This window comes from Microbulbifer sp. MLAF003 (assembly GCF_030012965.1).
GTDB classification, from domain to species: Bacteria; Pseudomonadota; Gammaproteobacteria; order Pseudomonadales; family Cellvibrionaceae; genus Microbulbifer; species Microbulbifer variabilis.
Map to the genome: position 1 here is coordinate 2,495,914 of NZ_CP120232.1, position 21,128 is coordinate 2,517,041.

Consider the following 21,128-nt stretch of genomic DNA (forward strand, 5'->3'; position numbering starts at 1 on the left):
CGACAACCAGCAAACAGATTAAAGTGAAAATTTAATTCATGAATTCCCCTTTGAATATTTAATATCTCAATCAAGCTTTAAATATAATTCTACTTAAACTGCATATCAGTCAATTTAAAAGAAACTTAAACTCTACCAGCTAATACCAGACATTTAGACGGGCTTGGTTAGATTTGGGCCCAGATTCTCTCCGCTATGCGCCTCATTGAAAAGCACTCATATTCAATTAAGCTGGATTTCCACTAATTGATGGAAAAGTTAACTCTGGAAGTTGGCCCTAGATTCACACAATATCGCAACTAGTGGAGTAGCCTCCTGTCAGTGCTCGTGATAAAGCTCGCAATACTGATCTCAATCAAACAGGATGAGCAAAATTCCACCAAATCGATTGAGAAAGGGTAGGACTAAAATCCATATGACGACCCATAGTCGCGTAATCACACATAGACGGAATGATCACTCGTGGGATTCCCGCAAGCATAAATAACAAAACTGCCCTCTTTTCATTGTCTAATCTACTTTAAATACAACTCATCCCACTACCCCGAGGCTTCTTATGAAAGATGTCGCCGTCGTCGCCTATTGCAGAACTGCTATCGCCAAAGCAAGACGTGGTGCACTCAATCAGACTCACGGTATTCCGATGGCGGCCCATGTAATAAGGGAAGCCATTGATAGAGCACAGTTAGATCCTCACGAGATTGAAGATGTAGTGCTGGGATGCGGTTTACCTGAGGGGGCCACCGGGCACAATATCGCACGCAATGCCGCACTATTTGCCGGCTGCGGGACCCAGGCACCGGGGATTACGATCAACCGCTATTGTGGTTCCGGGCTGAATGCCGCCTCGGTTGTAGCAAACCGAATAGCTGCTGGAGAGATGCAAATTGGTATTGCTGGTGGCGTAGAAAGCATTAGTCTGGTTCAGTTTCACCTAAACCTTGATCATTTCGTTTACGAACCCCTACAGAAGAAAATTCCCGCTGTCTGGTGGACCATGATTCAAACAGCGGACTTTGTTGCCGATAAGTTTTCAATTAGCCGTGAGACCCAGGACCGCTACGTTGTGGACTCTCAAAAGCGAGTGGCTACGGCACTCAAGGAAGGGAAATTTGCCGAAGAAATTGTTCCTTTCAAGACGGTAATGTCGGTAAAAAGCAAGGAAACCGGTGAAACAAGTAATAAACACGTTACCTTGAGTGAAGATGAAGGCCCTCGCCCTGACACCACCCTGGAAGGCCTAACGGCATTAGAGCCCGTGAACACAGGCGGCACAATTACAGCAGGCAACGCTTCCCAGCTCTCCGATGGCGCAGCGGCTGTGGTAATGATGGATGCAGAATTAGCCGCACAGAGAAATCTACCAATCCTTGGTCTATTCCGCGGCATGCAACTATCTGCAGTTGCACCAAAGGAAATGAGTATTGCTGTGGCACCCGCTATCAAAAAGCTAATGAAGCATCACAGCCTGGCTATGGCAGATATCGACTTATGGGAGCTCCATGAAGCCTTTGCCGTAACTACACTCTATAACCAGGCTGAACTGGATACTCCGTGGGAAATAACCAATGTCAACGGAGGAGCCATTGCCCTCGGCCACCCCTATGGAATGTCGGGAATCCGTTATCTGGGTTCCACACTATTGGAGTTAGGAAGAAGGGATAAGCATAAAGCAGTTATTGGTGTCTGTACTGCAGGAGGTATGGCAACTGCGGCCTACCTGGAGCGCTAGTGAAGTTAATAGAAATCTCCACTGATTACTCAGACTACCACCCCCGCCTTCAATGAGATTACCCTTTTAGATTGAAACCCCTGGGTGAGGCTAAGGCTTATGCCGAGGTAACTGACAAGTGGCACTATGGGCGCAATGAAGGCAATGGGCCTGCTAACCTTATTATCTTCTACTCAGGGGTAAAGGGAGTTCCCACTACGGTTATTAAGAATGGCCAGGAGAAAAACTAAAAAACACCACGATAAAGTAAGTTCTCAATCAGGCTTAGTACATCCCTCTCTCAAATTTCGCCTAGTTGAGAGTTTGTTCTCATCCATGGGAGTATGTTCTTGTAAGAATATGGTTCTTTAAAAACCAATCTTTACAAATTTTACTCATAAAGTCTTTTCTTTTACTTAGGGTTATCTATGTCTTGCAAATACAGTAGCCAGCTATGCCCAGGCCCATCCCTAAGTGGCCCTTTAATAAATACATGCACACTTTGTCTTGCAGATTTTTTAGACGGGCAAAGATCTGACATCAAAGATATGCTTGACAACGAAAAAACAGCATGGCAAATGATGTCATCATGGACAAAGAAATTAGTTGGCTTTATCGAAAGGCTATATAAGGATCAATTTACAATTCATAGCCGCCCTTCCGATTTTTCTTTCTGCATAACTGGCTCCGGTGCGAGAGGCGAGGCTTGCCCTCAATCAGACTTAGATGCTTTTATCGTAATACCCAAGATTACCCAAAATCAAAGGGAAACATGGAGGAAGATTAATCTCGCCGTTCAAAAGCGACTAGATAATATCAATGACAGTCGTATAAAAACACTGCGCCCGGGAAAAGGTTTTGTTTTCTGTACTGGCGGGTTAAATCCACTGGGAATGGTGACAAAGAAATGGATGGAAAGGAATAACAAAGATGGCCTAATTAAAAAAGATCGAGTTATTTTTGACCTAACCAATACCGCAGCTGCTCTAACGGGGCTTCTTGAAGAGTACTACCAATACCCAAGTGATCCTAAACGTTACCTCCGGAAACATATTGTTAGCGGACTTCAAGAATGTGCTCACGCTTTTGGCAACCCGAAGCTGCATAGAGAACTAGTGGATGAAGTTAAATTTGTTTTAGGTAAGCAAGCTATTGAGTTTGGCTCTAATTCGCTTCTAACAAGGAAGAGAAAGCAGGGGCTGCAAGCTATGGAAGTTGCGATTAATGATAAAAATTTCCAACCGCCAGCCCCCTATTCTGACATTAAGCGAGTTAAAAGAGAGTTTTATCGAGCTCCTCAGTTCATATTGAAAGGCCTCGCATGGTTCTATGATATAGATGAAGTCAGTTCCCTAGCTCAACTTTCCAAACTGGAAGAAATGGGAAAGCTGCACCCAACCAGAGCTGTCCATTTCCGCAAAGCAATGTCAGAAGCACTGAGGGTCAGGGTTGCCTCACATATTGTTACTGGTGCGGAGTTTGACAAAGTTCTCTCAGCCTACGTAACACCCAATAGAGATCAAAGTGCCTGGCTAAGGCTGAACCCGGAACAGTCAGAGCTTCTGGAGGATGCCGCGAATAGCGTCAGGCTAATCATTGGCTGGGCTGATGAATTTACCACCTCACAAGGGCGAGCGCATGGCATTCGCTACAATCCCTTTTCGGAGCCGTTCTTAATTAAATAATTAGAATTCTCGATGTTTTTTTCAATTCAAGATCACATGCAATTTAAAACCACTCAAACTTCATGGATATTGATCATCAGCTGCTTACACATCAAAATATTACCAATAAAATTACGAATTGAGTGTATTCATTTTAATTACACCTAATAGAAGTTTTTTTATAATTAGAAAGTTTAAATTCTTCAATTAACTTTTCAGCACCCAGGCTATGTGTTATCTCACGTCGATACACCAGGCATATTTCATCTTTAAAACCTGGTTGGTCTTCACTCACCCATTCAAGCTGGTTTCTTCCGAGTGTCTGCGCAACACGACCAGGAATAATACCAACGCCAGCTCCTTCTAATGTCATTTTTGTGATCAGCTCGTGACTAGAAGACCTTATATATTGTTTATATTTATTTCTTCCAGCAATGGTTTTCAGTAGCCAATCCGTCTGCATCAGTGCTGGATCATATATCAGTACGTCTCTAGATTGAATTTTCTCAGGATTATGCCAAAAACTCACCACATCATGACAAAGATGCTTGATCACCAGATCAGGATGAGATACAGGGTTTACGACAATACCGATATCAATTTTCCAACTGATCACTGCTTCTACAATCTCACGAGAAAGTGCATGCTGAAAGCTTAATTCAATACCTGGGTTTTGTGCGATAAAAGCAGGCAGACCATCAGGCAGCATATGTAGTGAAATGGAGCTGTGACAACCGATAGTGAAGTGGCCAACGGCCTCTTTATTTTCTCGCAGCGCAGAGTATTTAACCTCATCCCAATCATCTAGTAGCTGCTGAGCGCTTTTTAATAGCCTGAGACCCGCACGTGAAAGTTGAACGCCGGTTTTTTCCCGTATTATTACTTCAGTACCCAGCTGTCTTTCCAGCCTTTTGATAGCAGCACTCAAACTAGGCTGCCGAATCCCCAATCTTTCTGCTGCCCTGGATATATTTTTTGTTTTTGCAACCTCAATAAAATAATTAAGTTCATCAGCGTGTGGGAACATAGAGCGCAACTTATTTAGCTACTTAACTTAAAAAACAGTTGTCGAGTCTACATCGACATACTCTTGGTTGCCATAGATATTGGCTATGGCAACCAGCGCCGACTTCTATTTTTCATGTTTTTACACTCATGTTAATTTCTTTGCTTCCTATTTATTCAAAAAATTTCCGGAGCCAGAGTGTCTACATCATCTCTCAGCTATCCCTCAGCAGCGAATAGTAATGCAGTATCCTCTGAAACTAATTTCAGTATGGCTTTAACTTTTCCTTTGCAGACTTGGTATGAATGGGGATACCTACACAACCCAATCATCGCGAGTGATAAAGACATTTCCAGAGTTAAACACTCCTATGCATTACTACAAGATCAGATCGGCGATACTAACAACCCTATCTATGGACTACACACCAGCTATGGTGAGAATGAGCGAAATCGCCTAGACCCAGACCAATGGAAAAATACCCAAGTCAACCTCTTGGAATATTTACAAGTTGGTATCGGTGCTCCGCTACCCAAATCGGTCGTCAGGCGCGCGTTAAAACTACAAGCTCGAAAAACAGCTCACGGCCTGTCAGGTATCCACCCTTCCACTTACCAAGCACTTCTTAAGCTGGCAAACAGTGAAACTCTTCCCAGAGTCCCCCGAAAAGGCAGCCTGGGTGCCAGTGGTGACTTAATTTCTATGGCCCATGCCATATCTCCACTATTTGAGCATGGGCCAAAAGGCCCCCGCGACGTAATTGGCCTGGTAAATACCAATGCCATGATGGCTTCATGGGCTATTGAGCATGATTATCAATTAAGGAAGTTATTAAGGGACTGTTTTAAATCTGTAGCGCTGATGTCCTTGGCCATAGGTGCTGGAGATGAACATTTCTCGGAAGGTTTACACTATGGAGAGGTACATACCAGCTACGCTCGAGCAGGCAACTTGCTAACACAACTCCGACATGACTATTTACAATCGCCGAATATTGTCGAAGGTGAGAAAAGTCTATTACAAGCTCGTTATTCAGTTCGCTGCGCTCCCCAGATACTGGGGCACTGTCTTGACTTATTGGATTACTCCGAAGCCAAAATTCGTTCCGAAGCGCTTGCCGTTGCCGACAATCCCCTAATTCTTGAGTCTGGCCCCTGGCATGGCGGACTCTTTTATGCGATTGGGCTGGCGGCTTCTGCTGAATTTATGCAGGAAATTATTCATCGCCTGGCCGAAATGCTTGATCGACAAATATTGATTTTAATGGACCATCGCTTAAATGGAGGACTGCCGGACAATTTGAGTGTTGAATCGTTCAACCACTGTAAAGGAATTCACCAGCTGACGTCAGCTCTGTTCCAGGAAATAAAAGCCAGGTCAACACCCGTGCGTCAGATGAGTTTCTCTTGTGAAGGTAACAATCAGGACCTCGTACCCTGTGGAATGGCCGCACTTAACAATGTCAACGACCAGCTGGATACGTTAAGAGAAATTGTCCGCGCAGCAACTTTTTGCTCAGCTAGAGCCGCAATGATGCGCTCAACAGGTGGTTTACCCGAAGCATTAAAATTGGCGAACTGGTCACAATTTACAACAGCCCAGGTAGAGAGCATTTTATGAATTTTAACTATTTAACAGGCAATTTCGGCATTGAGATTCCAGCGAATGAACTAGCCGATATGGACCAAAGCACAGGGCTAACACTGCAAAACTTATGGCATGAGCACGAGCTATTGGTTATCAGGGATATGGACCTGGATACTCAAGCATTTGTCAACTTCTGCAGTTTATTTGGGGAACTTCAAAAAAATTATTTCTTTTTTCAGGGTCACTCAGAGGAGTATCCACAAGTTGCTAGAATCATTAAAGAGGCCGGTGAAAAGAAAAATACTGGGGGAATCTGGCATCATGACCAGGGCTATTATTCGAATCCGGTAAAAGGTATCGCTTTGTATGGTATAGATATTCCCCCCAGGGGGGTGATACCCTCTTTACTAGCTCAACACTTGCTTATGAGAGTCTTTCAACTGCAATGCAGCAAGTAGTTAACTCTCTCAATGTGATACACACCACAGAACTAATGCTCAAAAAGCAACCATTAACAAAATTAATGGAAAGTTCGGATGAGGATGGGTCCGGTATAGAGCGGGCGCTAAAATTAATGCCGTTGAAATCTGCAATACACCCAGCAGTTTGTAAAAACCCTGTAACTGGTAAGCCTTTTCTCTACCTGAACCGAACTACTACCTCGCAGTTTGAGGGTATGACAGCTGATGAAAGCTTGGGCCTGCTAAATTATCTGTTTCAGCACGTCGAAAAACCGGAATTTAATTGCCGAGTGCAATGGCGCCCTGGCACCCTGGTGCTTTGGAACAATCACCAGGTCTTACACTATGCGGTAAATGACTACAATCAACGGCGGGAATTACACCGTGTGCATTTCTCTGCAGAACGACCAGTTAAATATCTATAAATAGATAGTTAGTGTATTTATGAACTATAACGAACTACTGACAGATTTTCTGCACATTAATAGCCGGTCTAGAAATGAACAGCAGGCATTTAAAGATAATCAAATCAAGAAGCTGCTCAGTGAGGCTGTTGCAAAGTCCAACTACTATCGTGAATTACTTGCGCAAAACAATGTTGATATAGAGGCAATACAAACCTGTACAGATTTACACCAACTGCCGATTATAAGCTCTGAAGTGTTTTTAAAGCCTATGCCGACAGTGAGTATGGCTTTTAACGATATTGTTCGCTATTGCCACACCTCAGGCAGCACCGGCACTCCCAAGCGAGTGCCCTATACCCGCAAAGATATTGAGAACGCGGTAATCTCTCAAGCGCGCAGCTACTTATTTGCAGGTGTTGAACCATTCGATAAATGTTTGTGTGCAATGACCTATGGCCCCTGGCCCAGTGGTATGATTTGTCATGCTGCCGCTGAAGTATTTGGCCTCACCATTCCCGCAGATTCATTTCTGGGGATTGACCATCAGCTTCAGAGCCTGCAAAGGGATCAGCTGGATTATATGGTCTGCCTTCCCTCTTTATTACCTCGGCTGGAACGCCACTGCCTGGAGAAAGATATATCACCGGCATCCTTAAACATACGCAATATATTTATGGTGGGTGAACTGTTCTCTGAAGACTTTCGGGCTCGCTATGAGCAGTTGTTCAACTCCAAGCTGATTAATATGTATGCGAATACTGAGCTTGGGCTAATAGCAAGTGAATGCCAGCATCATAACTTACATGTGTGGGAAGATTTCTTTCATGCAGAAGTTATTGACCCCGATACAGGAGAACCATGTAAAGATGGTGTCACTGGGGAATTAGTGATAACCGCTCTGCAGCGTGAAGCCCTTCCGCTGATTCGCTATAACACACATGATCTGGTGGAGATGCACAGAGGCCCTTGCGAGTGTGGCCATCCCGGAACCTATTTGGGGCCCATCAAGGGGCGTCTCGATAATATGTTCACAATCAATGGCGGCAATATCTATCCGATTACGCTGGAAAACGCCATCACTGCTATCGCTGGTCTCAGCTCCTTTTATCACTGCATTATCGAAAAAGTCGATGGGCATGATCATTTGACCTTCGAAATTGAAGCAAGAGAAGCTGTCAATCAGCAGGAGAAAGAGCGTTTAGCACGACTATTTTATAGCAACCTCACCAGTTCAGATGTAACCCTTCGTATGATTTTCCTGGGGCTCGAAACGGCCTCAAGAATCAATATAGAAATTTTACAACCTGGGGAAATCAGTAAAAAAGCTGGCAAGGTTAAAAAAATCATTGATCGCAGATAGCCTTCCCCACTGAACTGGAGCATACACCTAGCTACCCCTTCACTATGTGAAGGGGTAGCTAGCAAATAGGCTATTGATATTGCGAAAGGTGCTTACCAAGGTTGCTCTTCACCGAGGTGGACAAATTGTCCGTTGGGGCCATCGCTATCGATCAGGGCCAGGTCTACAACCGTTGAAGCTCCGTCGGTAACTTCCATTGGCGCCGCGCTGGTGCCCAGGTCGGTTTTAACCCAACCGGGGTGCGCACTATTGACCTTGATATTGGTCTCTGCAAGGCTCTGGCTCAGGGAAACTGTAAACATATTTAATGCAGCTTTAGATGCGTTGTAGGCAAACGGTTTTACCGCACTCCAGCCGGATTCAACATCGGCATTTACTGCCAGGGAACCCAAGATGCTACTAACGTTTACAATACGTCCAGCCTTACTCTTCTTGAGTAGTGGCAGTAGTTCCTGCGTAAGGCCAATTTGAGCAAACAAGTTGATATCGAAGGTGGTTTGCAGATCAGCTTGGGAAACAGTCTCACTGTTATTCTGCGCCCATTCTCCTTCCACAATCACACCGGCATTGTTTACTAGAATATCCAGTCGGCCATACTGCTCAGCAATTTTTTGAGCTGCTTGCGCCCTGTCGTTTGCCTTGGTGATATCCAATTCTATGGTGTCCAGTGGGGCCACCTTGCCTGCCCAGGCCGCTTTCACCTCTTGAAGCTTCTCCTGGTTGCGGCCAGACAGAATTACCTTGACCCCCTGGTCAGAGAGCTGCTTGGCAACTTCGAGACCAATACCGCGATTAGAGCCAGTAACTAGTGCAATTCGTTCATTCGACATGGTTGAATCTCCTGTGAATCATGTTGTTTCGAAGACGAAGCCATTCTATTATCCACTCATAAATGAACAATTACCCAATTTGAAAATGAATGTTCGCGATTTAGAAACAGTAAGCTTGAGAACCCTATCGGTATTTGTCCAGGTCAGTAAAACTCTGAATCTCACACTTGTGGCTGAGCAGTTGGGCCTGCCAAAATCCACAGTCAGCAAGGAAATATCCCGGTTGGAGTCCCATCTGAAAGCAAAGTTACTGGACCGCTCAACCCGTCGGGTTGAGTTAACTGAAGTCGGTGCTATTGCTTATGAGCGAGCACTTCAATTGGTGGAAGATTTTAAAGCCCTTCAGCACGATGTGCTGGTTATGGAGCAACAGGTACAAGGGCTCCTTAAAGTTTCTGCCCCACCCGCTCTTGGCGAGTTTCTCTCACAAAAGGTCTTGCCCCCATTTTTGAAACGCTGGCCCAAAATTACGGTTTCTCTCAACCTTACCTATGACTTCGAGGATCTATTTGCCCAGGGTATCGACTTGGCTTTCCGAGTAGGAGAAATTCAGGACGACCGCCTAATAAGCCGCAAGCTCGGCTACTCCACCAGGGTTCTTGTGGCCAATCCAGAATATCTGGCAGTGCATGGGGCTCCCCAACTTCCTGAAGAGCTGGCGGGTCACAACTGCCTTCGATTTCAATTCAATCCGGGGGAATCGGAATGGACACTGACATCTGCTAACTCAACCATCAACTTATCCGTAAGCGGAAATTTCTTTTGCGCTAACATCCAGGCATTAAAAAATGCAACGTTGAATGGGCTCGGCATCGCCCAATTGCCAATTAACAATATTGTTGAGGAATTGGCTGGCGGGCAGTTGGTAAAAGTGCTTCCAGAATGGCATGTACCACCAATGAACATTCATGCCGTATACCGAACTGGATTGAACAAACCGAAGAAACTCGCGGCCTTGCTCGATTTCCTTAACGAGGAGAAGGGCCTCTTCGAGTGGAGTGTGTAGTTGCAGATTTCATCGCCACCTACCACCTTTATAGTTCATTTACTTTATGGTGCATTTGCTTGGTTCGCTTGAGCCAAAGTATCCCTAAGGTGACCTGGCAGAGGGATTTTGACCCTGTCGGAGGCAGATAAAGTGACATAGGTAATGTTCGCCGTAAAAGCCGGTGCCCCACTCTCCAGATAAGCCTCAAGCTGGAAGCTAAAAGAGTGGTTGCCAATATCTGAGATAGAAACCTGAATTTTTAACTCCTGATCCCAAGTCACAGGGGTCAGGAATTCCAAGTTGAATGCTCTTACCGGAGTTATAAAGCCCAGCTGCTTCATCCTTCTAATGGCTGGGCCGTCAAACAGGACAGACATCGCTTCGTGAGTTGCCTCCAGGGCAAAGTCGGAAAATCTTGGGGTATATACAATACCCGCAGGGTCACAATCACCGAACAATACCTTGCGTTTAACGGTTATCATCTGGCCAATCCTGAAAGTCCAAAGCAGCTTTGCTATTGTATGGCAAGGTACCTGCTCTATTCCGATCAAACAGAATTACCAAATCCATCATCCTGCACGCCCCACTTGCTTACGCTTAGTTACTAGAGATAGACAAGAGCGTTACTTCCGGCGGAACTAGGAATCGCACAGGTAAAATACTGGTCCCTACTCCAGGGCTTACATACAGGTTTTTTCCACCTTCCTCGATATGACCTATCGCATAACGTTGCCCGTAACGAGAGGGAACTATCGGGCGCCCAATAAATGGCAGGTAAACCTGTCCTCCGTGGGTGTGCCCAGCAATAGTCAGTGAGATTTGCTTCGGTAATTCTGGAAATATATCGGGATTGTGCGTGAAAGCCAAAATGCTCTCAGCGGTATCAATGCCATCCATCGCTTGTGCGATATCATGTGGCCCCTCCCAAAAATCACTGAGACCCACCAGGCGTAACTTACAAGCGCCACTATTCAGCTTTGCTGATCGGTCTTCAAGTACCGTAATCCCTCGATCAGCGAATGCCTTCTCTATCCGCTTGGCATCAAGCCACCAGTCGTGATTTCCCAACACTGCGAAAACGCCCATGGGCGCTTTCAATTCCTCCAGTATCTCGGCAACCTCTTCGGGAGAAACAAAAGAGCCACCTGCAACGCCCTGGATAACAAAATCACCTGGTAACAAAATCAAATCAGGCAAACTCGCATTTACTTCATCAACTAACCACCGAAGGCTATCAACCCCTTTATACGGAGAGCCCACATGTAAATCAGCAAGGATGGCCACCTTCTTGTTATTACAGGCTTCTGGCCAGGAATCAATCGTTATCGTCTGCTCTCGGATTCTGAAACTATTTGGCTCTGCAAAGAAAGCCCAAATAGAGATGGTTAGACCAATGATAAAAAGTATTGCGGAAATGTTACGACATTTGCTCAAGAAATATACTCACTCAATGACCCAAACCTACAACACTTCAGGCTACAGTACGGTATCTACTATTTAGGGATACTCTGAAAAACCAGCCTTTAGCGTTACATCACGCTTCACATAACTAAAAATAGCTACTTTTTACTCGAAATCGTGCTTTCTATATACAGTTATCTCCATTTTTACTGCCCTAGATCCGCATTTAGCGGACTTGTCGAAGTTGGAGCGGAGATAGTAGTGGCATCTATAATGGTGCCTTCACGCAGCGCCATACCATTCTCAGCAAGATGGATATTGCTTTCCCTAAATAGAGTTGTACTCAGCTGATTCGCTCCATCATTACCCTTGTCATACTGAATCAAAATGGAAAAGAAAAGACAAATTCGATCGGGCTTGAGATTAAACTGCTCAATCGCACTAAGTCTATAGGTCAAAGGCTAACCAGCCCAGGTTCAGCTTGCTGCAACTGCTCACTACTCTCGATATCCAGCAACCATTCACAGCCGCTTCAACAATAACAGATCCCGGTTATTAAAATAGTTATACAGGGTTTTGCTAGAAACTTGACTGACCTTGACGATCTTCTCCATGATCAGCTCTGAAGGGTCATGGCTTTCCAGTGCAGCGCTAGCAACGGATAAAATCCTTTGTCGACGCTTCTACTGACGAATGGACGAGAAAGGGCCTCATTTATTGGTCAAATCAACAACACCTGAGAATTACAGCACCTGAGAGCGCCTAATTATTATAGTTTTCCCGAGTTTTACACATGACTGTAAAACCAGGCAATACACTCTCTAAAACGCTATATAACCCTACTATTTCTCCGTTAACAGGTCGTCAATAAAACCATTCATCCGCTTTAGGGCCCATTCGTTCCTCCCGTAATTGATACGATCCAGCGCACCGTTATTCATGGAGCGCTGAACACCCTCCCCTAGCTCAAAGTCCTCATTCAACACCGCTACAGTAATATCATGGTTACGCTGCCAATGATCCCGCATGGTATCCCGCAACTCAGTCGGAACCAGTGTGGTAACAGCGATGGCCGTTTTATCGAGGGCCAGGGGCCTGAACTGCACCCAGTCAATATGCTGATGCTGAATCAGCAAGGCCGAGGTAGGAAACAATGAATACAATGTATGACTGCATTCTCGCAGGGATTGTTGCTCGACGGGTTTCTCCACCACCGTAGCTAAAGCCTTGGTCGGCATTACTACCCGTAGATGGGGTCCCAGGGCATCGATGACCGCGGTGTTGTTATAAAAATAAGGGCCAATACTCTCGCTGTGGGCATAGGAAAAGTGGTAGGTTTCAATACCGCCCTCTGCCACGATTTTCCAGTTCGTGTTCCAAACCTTGCGATGTTGCGCAAAAACAGAGAGCTGATCGAGCTGCAGGGCCGCTAGCGACTGCGACATACCCTCCAGAGCTTCATCCAGGTCTGGAGCCGAAGCCCCATCAGGGCAAAGCCAAATGAATCCATGCTTTTCTTTAACAGGCAGTTCGAGTAGGCCATTGTCTGACTTATCAAGATCAGGAAAGCACTGTTGCTTACCAGGAACCGAGGCCAACGCGCCATCTGTAGTATATGACCAGGCATGATAGGGGCAGTGAATGCGTTTTGACTGCCGGCATTCTCCCTCCCCTAGTAGTGTGGCACCGCGATGACGACAGCTGTTGTGAAAGGCATGCCATTGGCCTGAAGCATCGCGACTGACAATCAAAGAGCCGAGTGGCGTCTCGACCGCTTTGAGGCTATTCGCTTCAATCAGTTCAGAAGTATGTACCAGAGGCCATGGCCAACGACGATGAATATGCTCCATCTCAAGCTCGAACACCTCTTTGCTGCGGTATCGTCGTGTATCAGCGTTGGCCGTCTCATCCGCCAGGGTTGTGGTTTTATCTTGTACCAGTCCCCAGCATCGCTGGATAAGATCGAGCTCTGTTTGTCTGTCCATACTCCATCCCTTGCGTTATGGCAATCAGAACCTACCAACCGGTAAGTTTATTGACAGGCTACCTACCAATCGGTAAGGTGTCAAGCTGTCTAGCCAGACCATATTGAAGCTCAATGAAGACACGAGAAAAGTTACTTCTCAAGGCCGAAATTCTCTTTTCTGAGAGAGGTTTTTACGGAACCAGCATCAATGATGTCGCCGCCGAACTGACTATCAGCAAACAAGGGCTGCTGCACCACTTCCCCAGCAAAGAAAAACTCTATGCTGCGGTACTTGAGTCCGCTGTTACCCATCTGGTTGAGAACCTGAAACCCAACATTGAGCATGAGCTAGCTCCCAGAGAACAGCTGTTGAACTTATTAAACGTACTGGCAGCACCCGACAAAAGAACCCACCGCGTTATTCTTCTTCTGATGCGAGAGCTGTTAGATAATAAAGAGCGCTCCGAACACGCCCATCAGTGGTTTCTAAAGCCCGTTCTCGATCATCTAGAAGGACTGGTGAAAGCGAGCCAGAAACAGGGACACTTTCAAGAGATAAAGCCGCTTGCCTTTATCTACCAATTACTTGGGGCCGTTCAATATTTTTTGATATCTGAACCCACCTTGAAAAAGCTCTACTCTGCAAAAACCTTCAAGACACTAAAAAAACAGCACCTGCTCGAACTGGAAAGATTGATCACGAGCGCTTACTAATCACGACAAAAGGCTATACTGCCTCTATGTAGGGTAAAGGCAAGAGAAGCAGCAGACTAGGCTAGGCGGTAACGCTGAGCTTTCCTCATTGCGATACCATTCTGAAGCGCTATCAGCATCTGATTAATAAGGGCTTTAACGGTTTTTCCATCATCTAGACGTATGCAGAATCATGCACCTTCTAAACCTGTAGGCATCGATATTATCGAAGAAAAGCCCATCTATTCGCTGGGTAAATTTGTGATTAACTGGAACGGTCTCATTGCCCTTAGCCCCATCTTATAACCTGGTTAATATCACTGGCCTCCCTAAAAAAATCAGGAGCACTTGGAGCACCTTAGGGAATTTTAATTAAGAGATCTTAGTCATGAACCTCTGTAGCTTAGTTTTCCGAAATTAAACCCTTCAAACTTGGGAATCTGTTTTAGCATAGAATTCGAGATCGCTAAGCATACGCATGACTTTACAGGTGCCTGCAGCTTCCAGGTCGATACATTGATCTCGTAGTTACTACAAACTTTGCCGAAGTTGTACCTACAGATCCATTTGATCCTCAATATGGCGGATAGGTTTTATCAACCAGCTCATTGATTTCCAGGCAATTCTCAATTGGCTGCACTTTGAGTTCGAGCAGATTTCGAGTATCTTCCAATGGCATGCCCAATGAACGGCAGTGGCGAATGCAGTGAAATTACTTTAAATGAGCTCCAGAATAAAGTTATAAATTATCCCTGGTCCGCACAGGTTCCGGTAACGAGTCCACCTGATCGTAGTAACGCACTGCCTCCACTTCACAGCTGGCTTCGCCAATCATATCGGGCATGCAGGCGTCCCCTTGACTCTATAGTTACTAGAGGGATAGTAATAATGGCTCACCTTTTGAGCTATCCGAGAGTTGACTATGGAAAAGCGCGATACTGGCTGCGGTTGTGAAAAGCCCACAGAGCCACTCGAAAGACCCGGCAATAGTACAGTCAATAAAGAAGGAGAATCTTCCCTGTTCTCCATTGGCAAGATGGACTGCCCAACCGAGGAAAGCCTGATACGCGCCAAGCTTTCCAGTATTCAGGGGATCTACAGCCTCGACTTCAATCTGGTACAGCGAATCCTGACGGTCGGCCATGCACCTGGCATGGAGCAGACGATCCTGGATGTATTAACGCCACTCGACCTGGATGCCAGGCTGGCTACCGAGGAAGATACCGAGGGTGCCCCTCCAGCCGCTAAGGCCAATTGGTGGTTGCTTGGTGCCGCAGCCGTTGCAGCTCTGGCATCAGAATTGGCGTATTGGCTGCAAGGCGGTAATACCTGGTTAGTATTTGTATTGGCTCTGGCTGCCATTGCTGGCGGTGGCCTCTCCACCTACAAAAAAGGATGGATAGCGCTTAAGAACCTCAATCTGAACATGAATGCGCTCATGTCAATTGCGGTCACTGGCGCCATATTAATTGGACACTGGCCAGAAGCGGCCATGGTAATGGTGTTATTTACCCTGGCAGAACTGATTGAAGCAAAATCTTTGGACCGCGCTCGAAATGCCATCCGGGAGCTACTGAGCCTAACCCCGGAAACAGCCACTGTACGGCAGGATGATGGAAGTTGGCGTGAGATCGGCGCAAAAGAGGTACCTTTAGGAGCCATTGTCAGGGTAAGACCTGGCGAGCGTATCGCCCTTGATGGGGAGGTTGTAAAAGGCAACTCTGCAGTTAACCAGGCCCCAATTACCGGGGAAAGCTTGCCTGTAGACAAGACGGCCGGCAATGAACTTTTTGCGGGGACCATTAATGAATCTGGCGCGCTCGAATACAAAGTAACCGCTGTCGCTAATGATGCTGTCCTGGCCCGGATTATTCATGCGGTAGAGGAGGCCCAAGGAAGCCGCGCGCCGACGCAGCGCTTTGTCGACCAATTTGCCCGCTGGTACACACCCCTCGTGTTTGCCGTAGCCTTAGCCACAGCGTTAATACCCCCACTCTTTTTCGGCGGCGCCTGGATGGAGTGGATATACAGGTCTCTGGTATTGCTGGTAATCGCCTGCCCCTGTGCTCTGGTAATTGCGACACCGGTCACCATTGTCAGCGGCCTAGCGGCAGCAACCCGTCACGGCACCCTGATTAAGGGCGGTGCCTATCTCGAGCAGGGTCGTCGCCTGCGCTGGATTGCACTAGATAAGACCGGCACCATTACCCATGGCAAGCCCGAAGTAACCGACTTCGAACCCTGGTCAGGTGCTGAACCTGACGAAATCAGAACTATAGCTGCCAGCCTGGCCTCACGTTCTGATCATCCTGTCTCAAAAGCCGTCGCAGAATATCTCAGCGCAGAAAACGCAGAGCTACATGAAGTTGAGGCTTTTGAAGCCCTGGCCGGCCGGGGTGTTCGCGGCGAAATAGCTAATATGGGGTACTATCTGGGGAATCACCGCTTGGTAGAAGAGCTTGGGGCCTGTAGTCCGGATCTTGAACAGCTGCTTAGCAAACTTGAATCCCAGGGCAAAACAGTCGTTATGCTGGTGGGAGAATCCGGAGTAATGGCTTTGTTCGCAGTTGCGGACACCGTCAAAGAGTCCAGTCGGAAAGCCATTGAAGAACTCCACGAATTAGGGGTGAAAACCCTAATGTTAACCGGTGATAATCAACATACTGCCGACGCCATCGCCCGCGAAGTAGGCATCGATCGAGCCGAAGGCAACCTTCTTCCAGAGGATAAACTGCAGCAGGTGGAGTCCCTGGCCGGTCATGGCAGAGTTGGTATGGTTGGGGACGGAATCAATGATGCACCAGCACTGGCGCGAGCCGATATCGGCTTTGCAATGGGAGCTACAGGTACAGATACCGCTATAGAAACCGCCGATGTTGCCTTAATGGATGACAATCTTGGCAAAATTGCTGGTTTTATCCGCTTGTCACGCACCACGGCCCATATACTTTGGCAAAATATTGTCCTTGCTCTCGGCATCAAAGCGATATTTCTTATCCTCGCCTTTGCTGGAGAAGCTACCATGTGGATGGCAGTGTTTGCGGATATGGGTACCAGTCTGCTGGTGGTATTCAATGGATTGCGATTGATGCGGAAGTGACCTGCTGTAGAATCCGATATACAAACTCGGCTTAGTAATATGCTTTAAACTTCATCCATCCCAAAAGCTTAGGGACGGATGAAGTTTACCCTTCAGGAGTTAGTTTATGACTCAACGTCAATAAACCTTACCTCCCCATTCTCTGTTGCTGTGGATGTAATAAATACCTGGCTTCCACTTATCCTTCCTACAGAAAGACATTGTCCAGAGATATTGGTATAAATGCCCGGGTCACCTTCCGGAGGATTATTATCAGACCATTCACAACCGTTAGTGCTTAATATATAGATAAATCTCTCGCCATATAGGTTTAAATTTGAATTATCAAAAGAGAACAGTTGAACCTGCTCACCCTCCGCGTAGTCTGCTCCAAAGATATAGATTGACGCATTCTGGTAGGACAATAGAGATCTTGTGGGTGAGTTACTAGTGCTATAAATCGTTGAGCTATCATGTGCATGAGCAATTGATGCCTGTCCGCCATCTAATACTACGCGACTGGTATTCCTAGCATTGACCGATACTATCTCTCCACCCAGCAGAAATAATTCTGAATTGTTAAATACCTGAATAGAGCTGGTAATCTGGCCTCCTCCCATGGTCACAACTGTTGTTTGCCCAGAGAGGCGAACTTCATGCAAATAAGCTCCCTCTTCAATTACATACTCGACAGTTGGAAAGTTACCATTCAGGTCCAGTATACAAGGCTTACTTTCATCACCGGGAACACAAATATAATCAATATATATAATTTCTTGACCAGATACTGAATGCCCCAATTTATATGAAGCCAGGATACCCTCAGAACTTTGACCAAAATCAAACTTTGAATAAAACGATTTAGCTTCGCCTGATAAGACATCAAAGGATAGCAATAAGACAAACAATAAAATAAATATATTAGCGCCACCTCTATATTTCTTACTCATCGAATATTCTCCAGAACAGTAGGCATATAGTTGACAGTATGAATATAGAGAAGTAAGGCCGCATTTCAATAATGGACTCAAAAATTTTTATTTACATCAAAAAATACAGCGCTTATGCCTCTAAGAATTAGGGAGCACTCAAAACAAGACAGCTTTGACTTCAAGATAGTAAAATTTGGATCGCCGCTCAGGATAACCAAAATATAATCGTGTATCTTTTTACCAAGGATTCAAATCACTGAAGCTTAGTATAAGCATCTTGATTACTTAACAACTGCCCCCTTATCAATTTTTATTCCCAGTGGTTTTACTAATGTATTAAATATCGCCCGTTGAAATTATCGTGCCATTAAAATCACTATAACAGACAATAAAATTTTTGGAGGATATCGATACTGGCTGTCTAGAGATAGCTCGGCATTCGACAATTAAATAAAGCAAGCCCAAAGTTCTTATTTAGCTAAACCGGTATTCGTTGTTAGTAGCCTAACGCCAGCAATTTGTAATAAGATTAAGCACGCCGTCGATCTCGGCAAGATCATCTTCTGTGTTGAAGTGTACGGCCAGTACCATTACCCATGGCAATCTCGAAGTAACCGACTTACAACCTTGCTATGGAGCTGAATATCAACAAATCAGAACTATACGGCTATCAGCCTGCCGCTCAGAGCATCCGTTGTATCAGCAGGCGGGACGCTAATGGAACCTATAAATTTGGACCGCGAATGGTAACTTCGCACTAGTCCAAAAGCTATACTGGGTATTCTCTCGCAGTGACAGAAAAACCTGGAGTACATATAAAAAAGCCTGATCAGCAAAGCTCACTGATCAGGCCATTTTACCATGAGATAAATCTTATAGATAATCTAACAGATAACATTTAATTAATTTTAACTGCCTTAATATTCTCTATTCTCTGTGGAAACAATTGAATTGATCTCATCAATGATAAAGAAAACCCTGGCCCTTCTTTATCCAGCTCACTTGCCGGCAAATAAAAATGCCGAACTGCATTAGAGCGGTATAAGGCTGAATCAAGAATATGCCATTGGCCTTTATGCCATACTTCCGCCCAGGCATGGCCAAAAGACGTTACCTGTTCTTTATCTTCAAGTATTACGGTGCCTAAAACAACTCTTGCAGGAAGATTTAATGATCGAGCAAGTGCAGTAGTAAGCACCGCATACTCCGTACAGTCGCCGCTACGTTGGGTAGCCACCACTGAAGCTATATTAAAGCCATGGATATATGTAGGATATTCAATATAATCATCTACATATGATTCTAGCTCTGTTAATGTCCAATTTTCACTGACTCCACTTGTAAAGCCGTAAGTAAATTCCTTTGTACTCTCCTCATCCAGGTCAATTACAAAACTATTCTCTCTATGTTTTGCATGAACTTCACCAAAAAAATTCGGCTTAGTTCTCATGGTAATAAACAAGGACTCACCTTTAATGTGCTCAACAGTGATGCCCTTCCAATCCAACAAAGCTGTAGCAATCCTTTGTGCCTCTGGTGAAACTAGCTCAAAGTGAATAGTATCAGCAAGAGGCAGAGGCTGATCAGTTGCAAGCTCTGTGCTCAATTCAGCAAAGAATGGAACACTCTGTGCATTTACATTAAGTGCCAACAAAGTTAATAAGAGCGGAAAAAACTGCTTCATGGCAGTTTAGGCTCACCTTTTACATGCAATAATTCCATATCCAGCACAAGCGGCCCTTGCTTCATAGTTCCCTGCTTGAAAATCCCACTGTCTTCAGCGGTAAATTTCATAACAATCGGGCCTATATCCATTTTAAAGTTTGCACTGGGGTTATCAGCCAGCTTGCTTACCAGGACTTTTTGTGCTGATGTAGGGTCCGCATCAGATAGCCACATATAAAATTCAGCAGAATCCTGATCTGACACGTTTAAGTGGGCTGTTTGAAGATAACTACCAAAGTTTGACAATAACATACCGGTATAATCCAGTTCAGAATTGATCTTTTTTCCCTGGAATTCACCTCCTACCAGCCACTTATCATTTTGGTTCTTAATTGAATAATGTGAAGTCAGCTCACCATTATCAATTGAATATTCTGAAGCATTAATTAAATAACCATCCGGCCTACTCCAGGAAGAAGATACAAAGTCTGAAGCGGATATAGAGCTGGCATCAACTGGGAAAATAAAGGCGGCTCTGCTTTGAATATTGATATCACCTTCATCATCTGTAGTATATTTTTCATAGCTATATCCAACAGATATATCATTAAGCTTCATCTGATGAACAGACTCAAAGAACTCCGCACTTTGATTGTTTCCTGTGGATACGCCTATAAATGATTCAAAAACATCAACAAAAGCCTGGTGGTATCCCATTTGATTATGCAGACAGACCTGTAGGTTCCCATCAACTTCCGCTGACAAGCCCTTCATTAACCCTGCTACAGCTTCACTTTTTTCGCCAAGAAAATAAAGGGTATCTAGTGATAGATAAGGTGTATTCTCGGTAATGCCGACATCAACAGCATAGTTAAAACGGGCTGAAAGTGATTTATTATTAAGCTCTTCAGCCTGAGCCAAACTGCTATCAATCAACCCATAAAGAGAATTTGCTGGGCCATCATATTCATTAAAAATATAACACTCAATTGGGACAGAGGTATCAATATCAATTAGGTAATACCAGGTTCCATCGCTATTTTTTGAAGCCGCAACCTTACCTAAAATTTCTCTTTTGAAATTAAGACTTTCAACTTCAAGTGAAGACTTATTATCAACAATTTTATCTTTCAGCATCTCATCTTGAATCCAAGATGGAAGATTATCTAAACTTAAAATTCCCCATGAACTACCCGTTTTATCATTCCCATTAGGCTTTGAATCCTCTGTATTTTGTGTAGCAGAGCAGCCAGCCAGCAAAATAGCAGCAGTAATAGCTGGCATTAGTTTGATGTTCATACTTAGTTCTCTATTTTAGTTGTATTTAACTAGTTGTTACTCAAGTAGTAGAAATCACTTATGAGTGAAATTCGTACAA

At 45.0% G+C, this 21,128-nt stretch carries 19 protein-coding genes and 1 pseudogene; 9 read left to right on the forward strand and 11 right to left on the reverse strand.

The features are described 5' to 3' along the window. Positions 1-556 precede the first annotated feature (556 nt). From P3339_RS12010 to P3339_RS12020, 3 genes are all read left to right on the forward strand, one after another. A complete protein-coding gene (locus P3339_RS12010; RefSeq protein ID WP_282950611.1) occupies positions 557-1,732 on the forward strand; it encodes a thiolase family protein in 1,176 nt (391 codons plus the stop codon). Between the two features lie 71 nt (positions 1,733-1,803). Then, positions 1,804-1,962: a cupin domain-containing protein gene (locus tag P3339_RS12015; protein WP_282950612.1), complete on the forward strand. Its 159-nt coding sequence runs from the start codon at positions 1,804-1,806 to the stop codon at positions 1,960-1,962. Between the two features lie 297 nt (positions 1,963-2,259). Beyond that, a complete protein-coding gene (locus P3339_RS12020) occupies positions 2,260-3,396 on the forward strand; it encodes a DUF294 nucleotidyltransferase-like domain-containing protein (RefSeq protein ID WP_282950613.1) in 1,137 nt (378 codons plus the stop codon). Between the two features lie 133 nt (positions 3,397-3,529). On the opposite strand, the gene P3339_RS12025 is transcribed toward P3339_RS12020, so the two are convergent. Beyond that, complete coding sequence (locus P3339_RS12025) at positions 3,530-4,402, reverse strand: LysR family transcriptional regulator (protein ID WP_282950614.1); 873 nt, start codon at positions 4,400-4,402, stop codon at positions 3,530-3,532. 177 nt (positions 4,403-4,579) lie between these two features. Here P3339_RS12025 and P3339_RS12030 point away from each other — a divergent pair, with 177 nt between their 5' ends. The 3 genes and pseudogenes from P3339_RS12030 (at position 4,580) to P3339_RS12040 (ending at position 8,196) form a co-directional block, all read left to right on the forward strand. Then, a complete protein-coding gene (locus P3339_RS12030; RefSeq protein WP_169337150.1) occupies positions 4,580-6,001 on the forward strand; it encodes an aromatic amino acid ammonia-lyase in 1,422 nt (473 codons plus the stop codon). A gap of 59 nt (positions 6,002-6,060) precedes the next feature. Further along, positions 6,061-6,854: pseudogene (locus P3339_RS12035) on the forward strand (TauD/TfdA dioxygenase family protein). Positions 6,855-6,873: 19 nt separating this feature from the next. Further along, the gene (locus P3339_RS12040; protein ID WP_282950615.1) at positions 6,874-8,196 is read left to right on the forward strand and encodes a phenylacetate--CoA ligase family protein; all 1,323 of its coding nucleotides are present in this window, start codon (positions 6,874-6,876) and stop codon (positions 8,194-8,196) included. 92 nt (positions 8,197-8,288) lie between these two features. Here P3339_RS12040 and P3339_RS12045 read toward each other — a convergent pair whose 3' ends face one another. Further along, positions 8,289-9,026 carry an SDR family oxidoreductase gene (locus P3339_RS12045; protein WP_020415395.1) on the reverse strand — a complete coding sequence of 246 codons (738 nt, stop codon included), beginning with the start codon at positions 9,024-9,026 and terminating at the stop codon, positions 8,289-8,291. A gap of 115 nt (positions 9,027-9,141) precedes the next feature. Here P3339_RS12045 and P3339_RS12050 point away from each other — a divergent pair, with 115 nt between their 5' ends. Beyond that, positions 9,142-10,032, forward strand: coding sequence for a LysR family transcriptional regulator (locus tag P3339_RS12050; RefSeq protein ID WP_169337149.1), 891 nt, complete (start codon positions 9,142-9,144; stop codon positions 10,030-10,032). A gap of 44 nt (positions 10,033-10,076) precedes the next feature. Here the strand turns inward: P3339_RS12050 and P3339_RS12055 are convergent, their stop codons facing one another. The 5 genes from P3339_RS12055 to P3339_RS12070 all read right to left on the reverse strand — a co-directional run bounded on the left by P3339_RS12055 (position 10,077) and on the right by P3339_RS12070 (position 13,400). After that, positions 10,077-10,496, reverse strand: a complete 420-nt coding sequence (locus P3339_RS12055; RefSeq protein WP_040629508.1) for an acyl-CoA thioesterase — start codon at positions 10,494-10,496, stop codon at positions 10,077-10,079. Between the two features lie 115 nt (positions 10,497-10,611). Further along, complete coding sequence (locus tag P3339_RS12060) at positions 10,612-11,448, reverse strand: metallophosphoesterase (protein ID WP_282950616.1); 837 nt, start codon at positions 11,446-11,448, stop codon at positions 10,612-10,614. Positions 11,449-11,621: 173 nt separating this feature from the next. Next, positions 11,622-11,873: a hypothetical protein gene (locus P3339_RS12065; protein ID WP_020415391.1), complete on the reverse strand. Its 252-nt coding sequence runs from the start codon at positions 11,871-11,873 to the stop codon at positions 11,622-11,624. A gap of 63 nt (positions 11,874-11,936) precedes the next feature. Next, a complete protein-coding gene (locus P3339_RS23460; protein WP_083922857.1) occupies positions 11,937-12,083 on the reverse strand; it encodes a TetR family transcriptional regulator in 147 nt (48 codons plus the stop codon). A gap of 174 nt (positions 12,084-12,257) precedes the next feature. Then, complete coding sequence (locus P3339_RS12070; RefSeq protein WP_020415390.1) at positions 12,258-13,400, reverse strand: aromatic ring-hydroxylating oxygenase subunit alpha; 1,143 nt, start codon at positions 13,398-13,400, stop codon at positions 12,258-12,260. A 113-nt stretch (positions 13,401-13,513) separates the two neighbouring features. Between P3339_RS12070 and P3339_RS12075 the strand changes: the two genes are divergently transcribed. Beyond that, the gene (locus P3339_RS12075) at positions 13,514-14,095 is read left to right on the forward strand and encodes a TetR/AcrR family transcriptional regulator (RefSeq protein ID WP_020415389.1); all 582 of its coding nucleotides are present in this window, start codon (positions 13,514-13,516) and stop codon (positions 14,093-14,095) included. Between the two features lie 553 nt (positions 14,096-14,648). Here the strand turns inward: P3339_RS12075 and P3339_RS23465 are convergent. Then, positions 14,649-14,777 carry a MerR family transcriptional regulator gene (locus tag P3339_RS23465; protein WP_353056927.1) on the reverse strand — a complete coding sequence of 43 codons (129 nt, stop codon included), beginning with the start codon at positions 14,775-14,777 and terminating at the stop codon, positions 14,649-14,651. 219 nt (positions 14,778-14,996) lie between these two features. Between P3339_RS23465 and P3339_RS12080 the strand changes: the two genes are divergently transcribed. Then, positions 14,997-17,174, forward strand: a complete 2,178-nt coding sequence (locus P3339_RS12080; protein ID WP_282950617.1) for a heavy metal translocating P-type ATPase — start codon at positions 14,997-14,999, stop codon at positions 17,172-17,174. Positions 17,175-17,278: 104 nt separating this feature from the next. On the opposite strand, the gene P3339_RS12085 is transcribed toward P3339_RS12080, so the two are convergent. From P3339_RS12085 to P3339_RS12095, 3 genes are all read right to left on the reverse strand, one after another. Next, positions 17,279-18,103 (reverse strand): hypothetical protein, encoded by an 825-nt coding sequence (locus tag P3339_RS12085; protein WP_282950618.1) that lies wholly within the window; start codon positions 18,101-18,103, stop codon positions 17,279-17,281. An 880-nt stretch (positions 18,104-18,983) separates the two neighbouring features. Then, complete coding sequence (locus P3339_RS12090; RefSeq protein WP_282950619.1) at positions 18,984-19,769, reverse strand: transglutaminase-like domain-containing protein; 786 nt, start codon at positions 19,767-19,769, stop codon at positions 18,984-18,986. Next, the gene (locus tag P3339_RS12095; RefSeq protein WP_282950620.1) at positions 19,766-21,049 is read right to left on the reverse strand and encodes a hypothetical protein; all 1,284 of its coding nucleotides are present in this window, start codon (positions 21,047-21,049) and stop codon (positions 19,766-19,768) included. Before P3339_RS12095 ends, P3339_RS12090 begins: the two co-directional genes overlap by 4 nt. Positions 21,050-21,128: the final 79 nt, after the last annotated feature.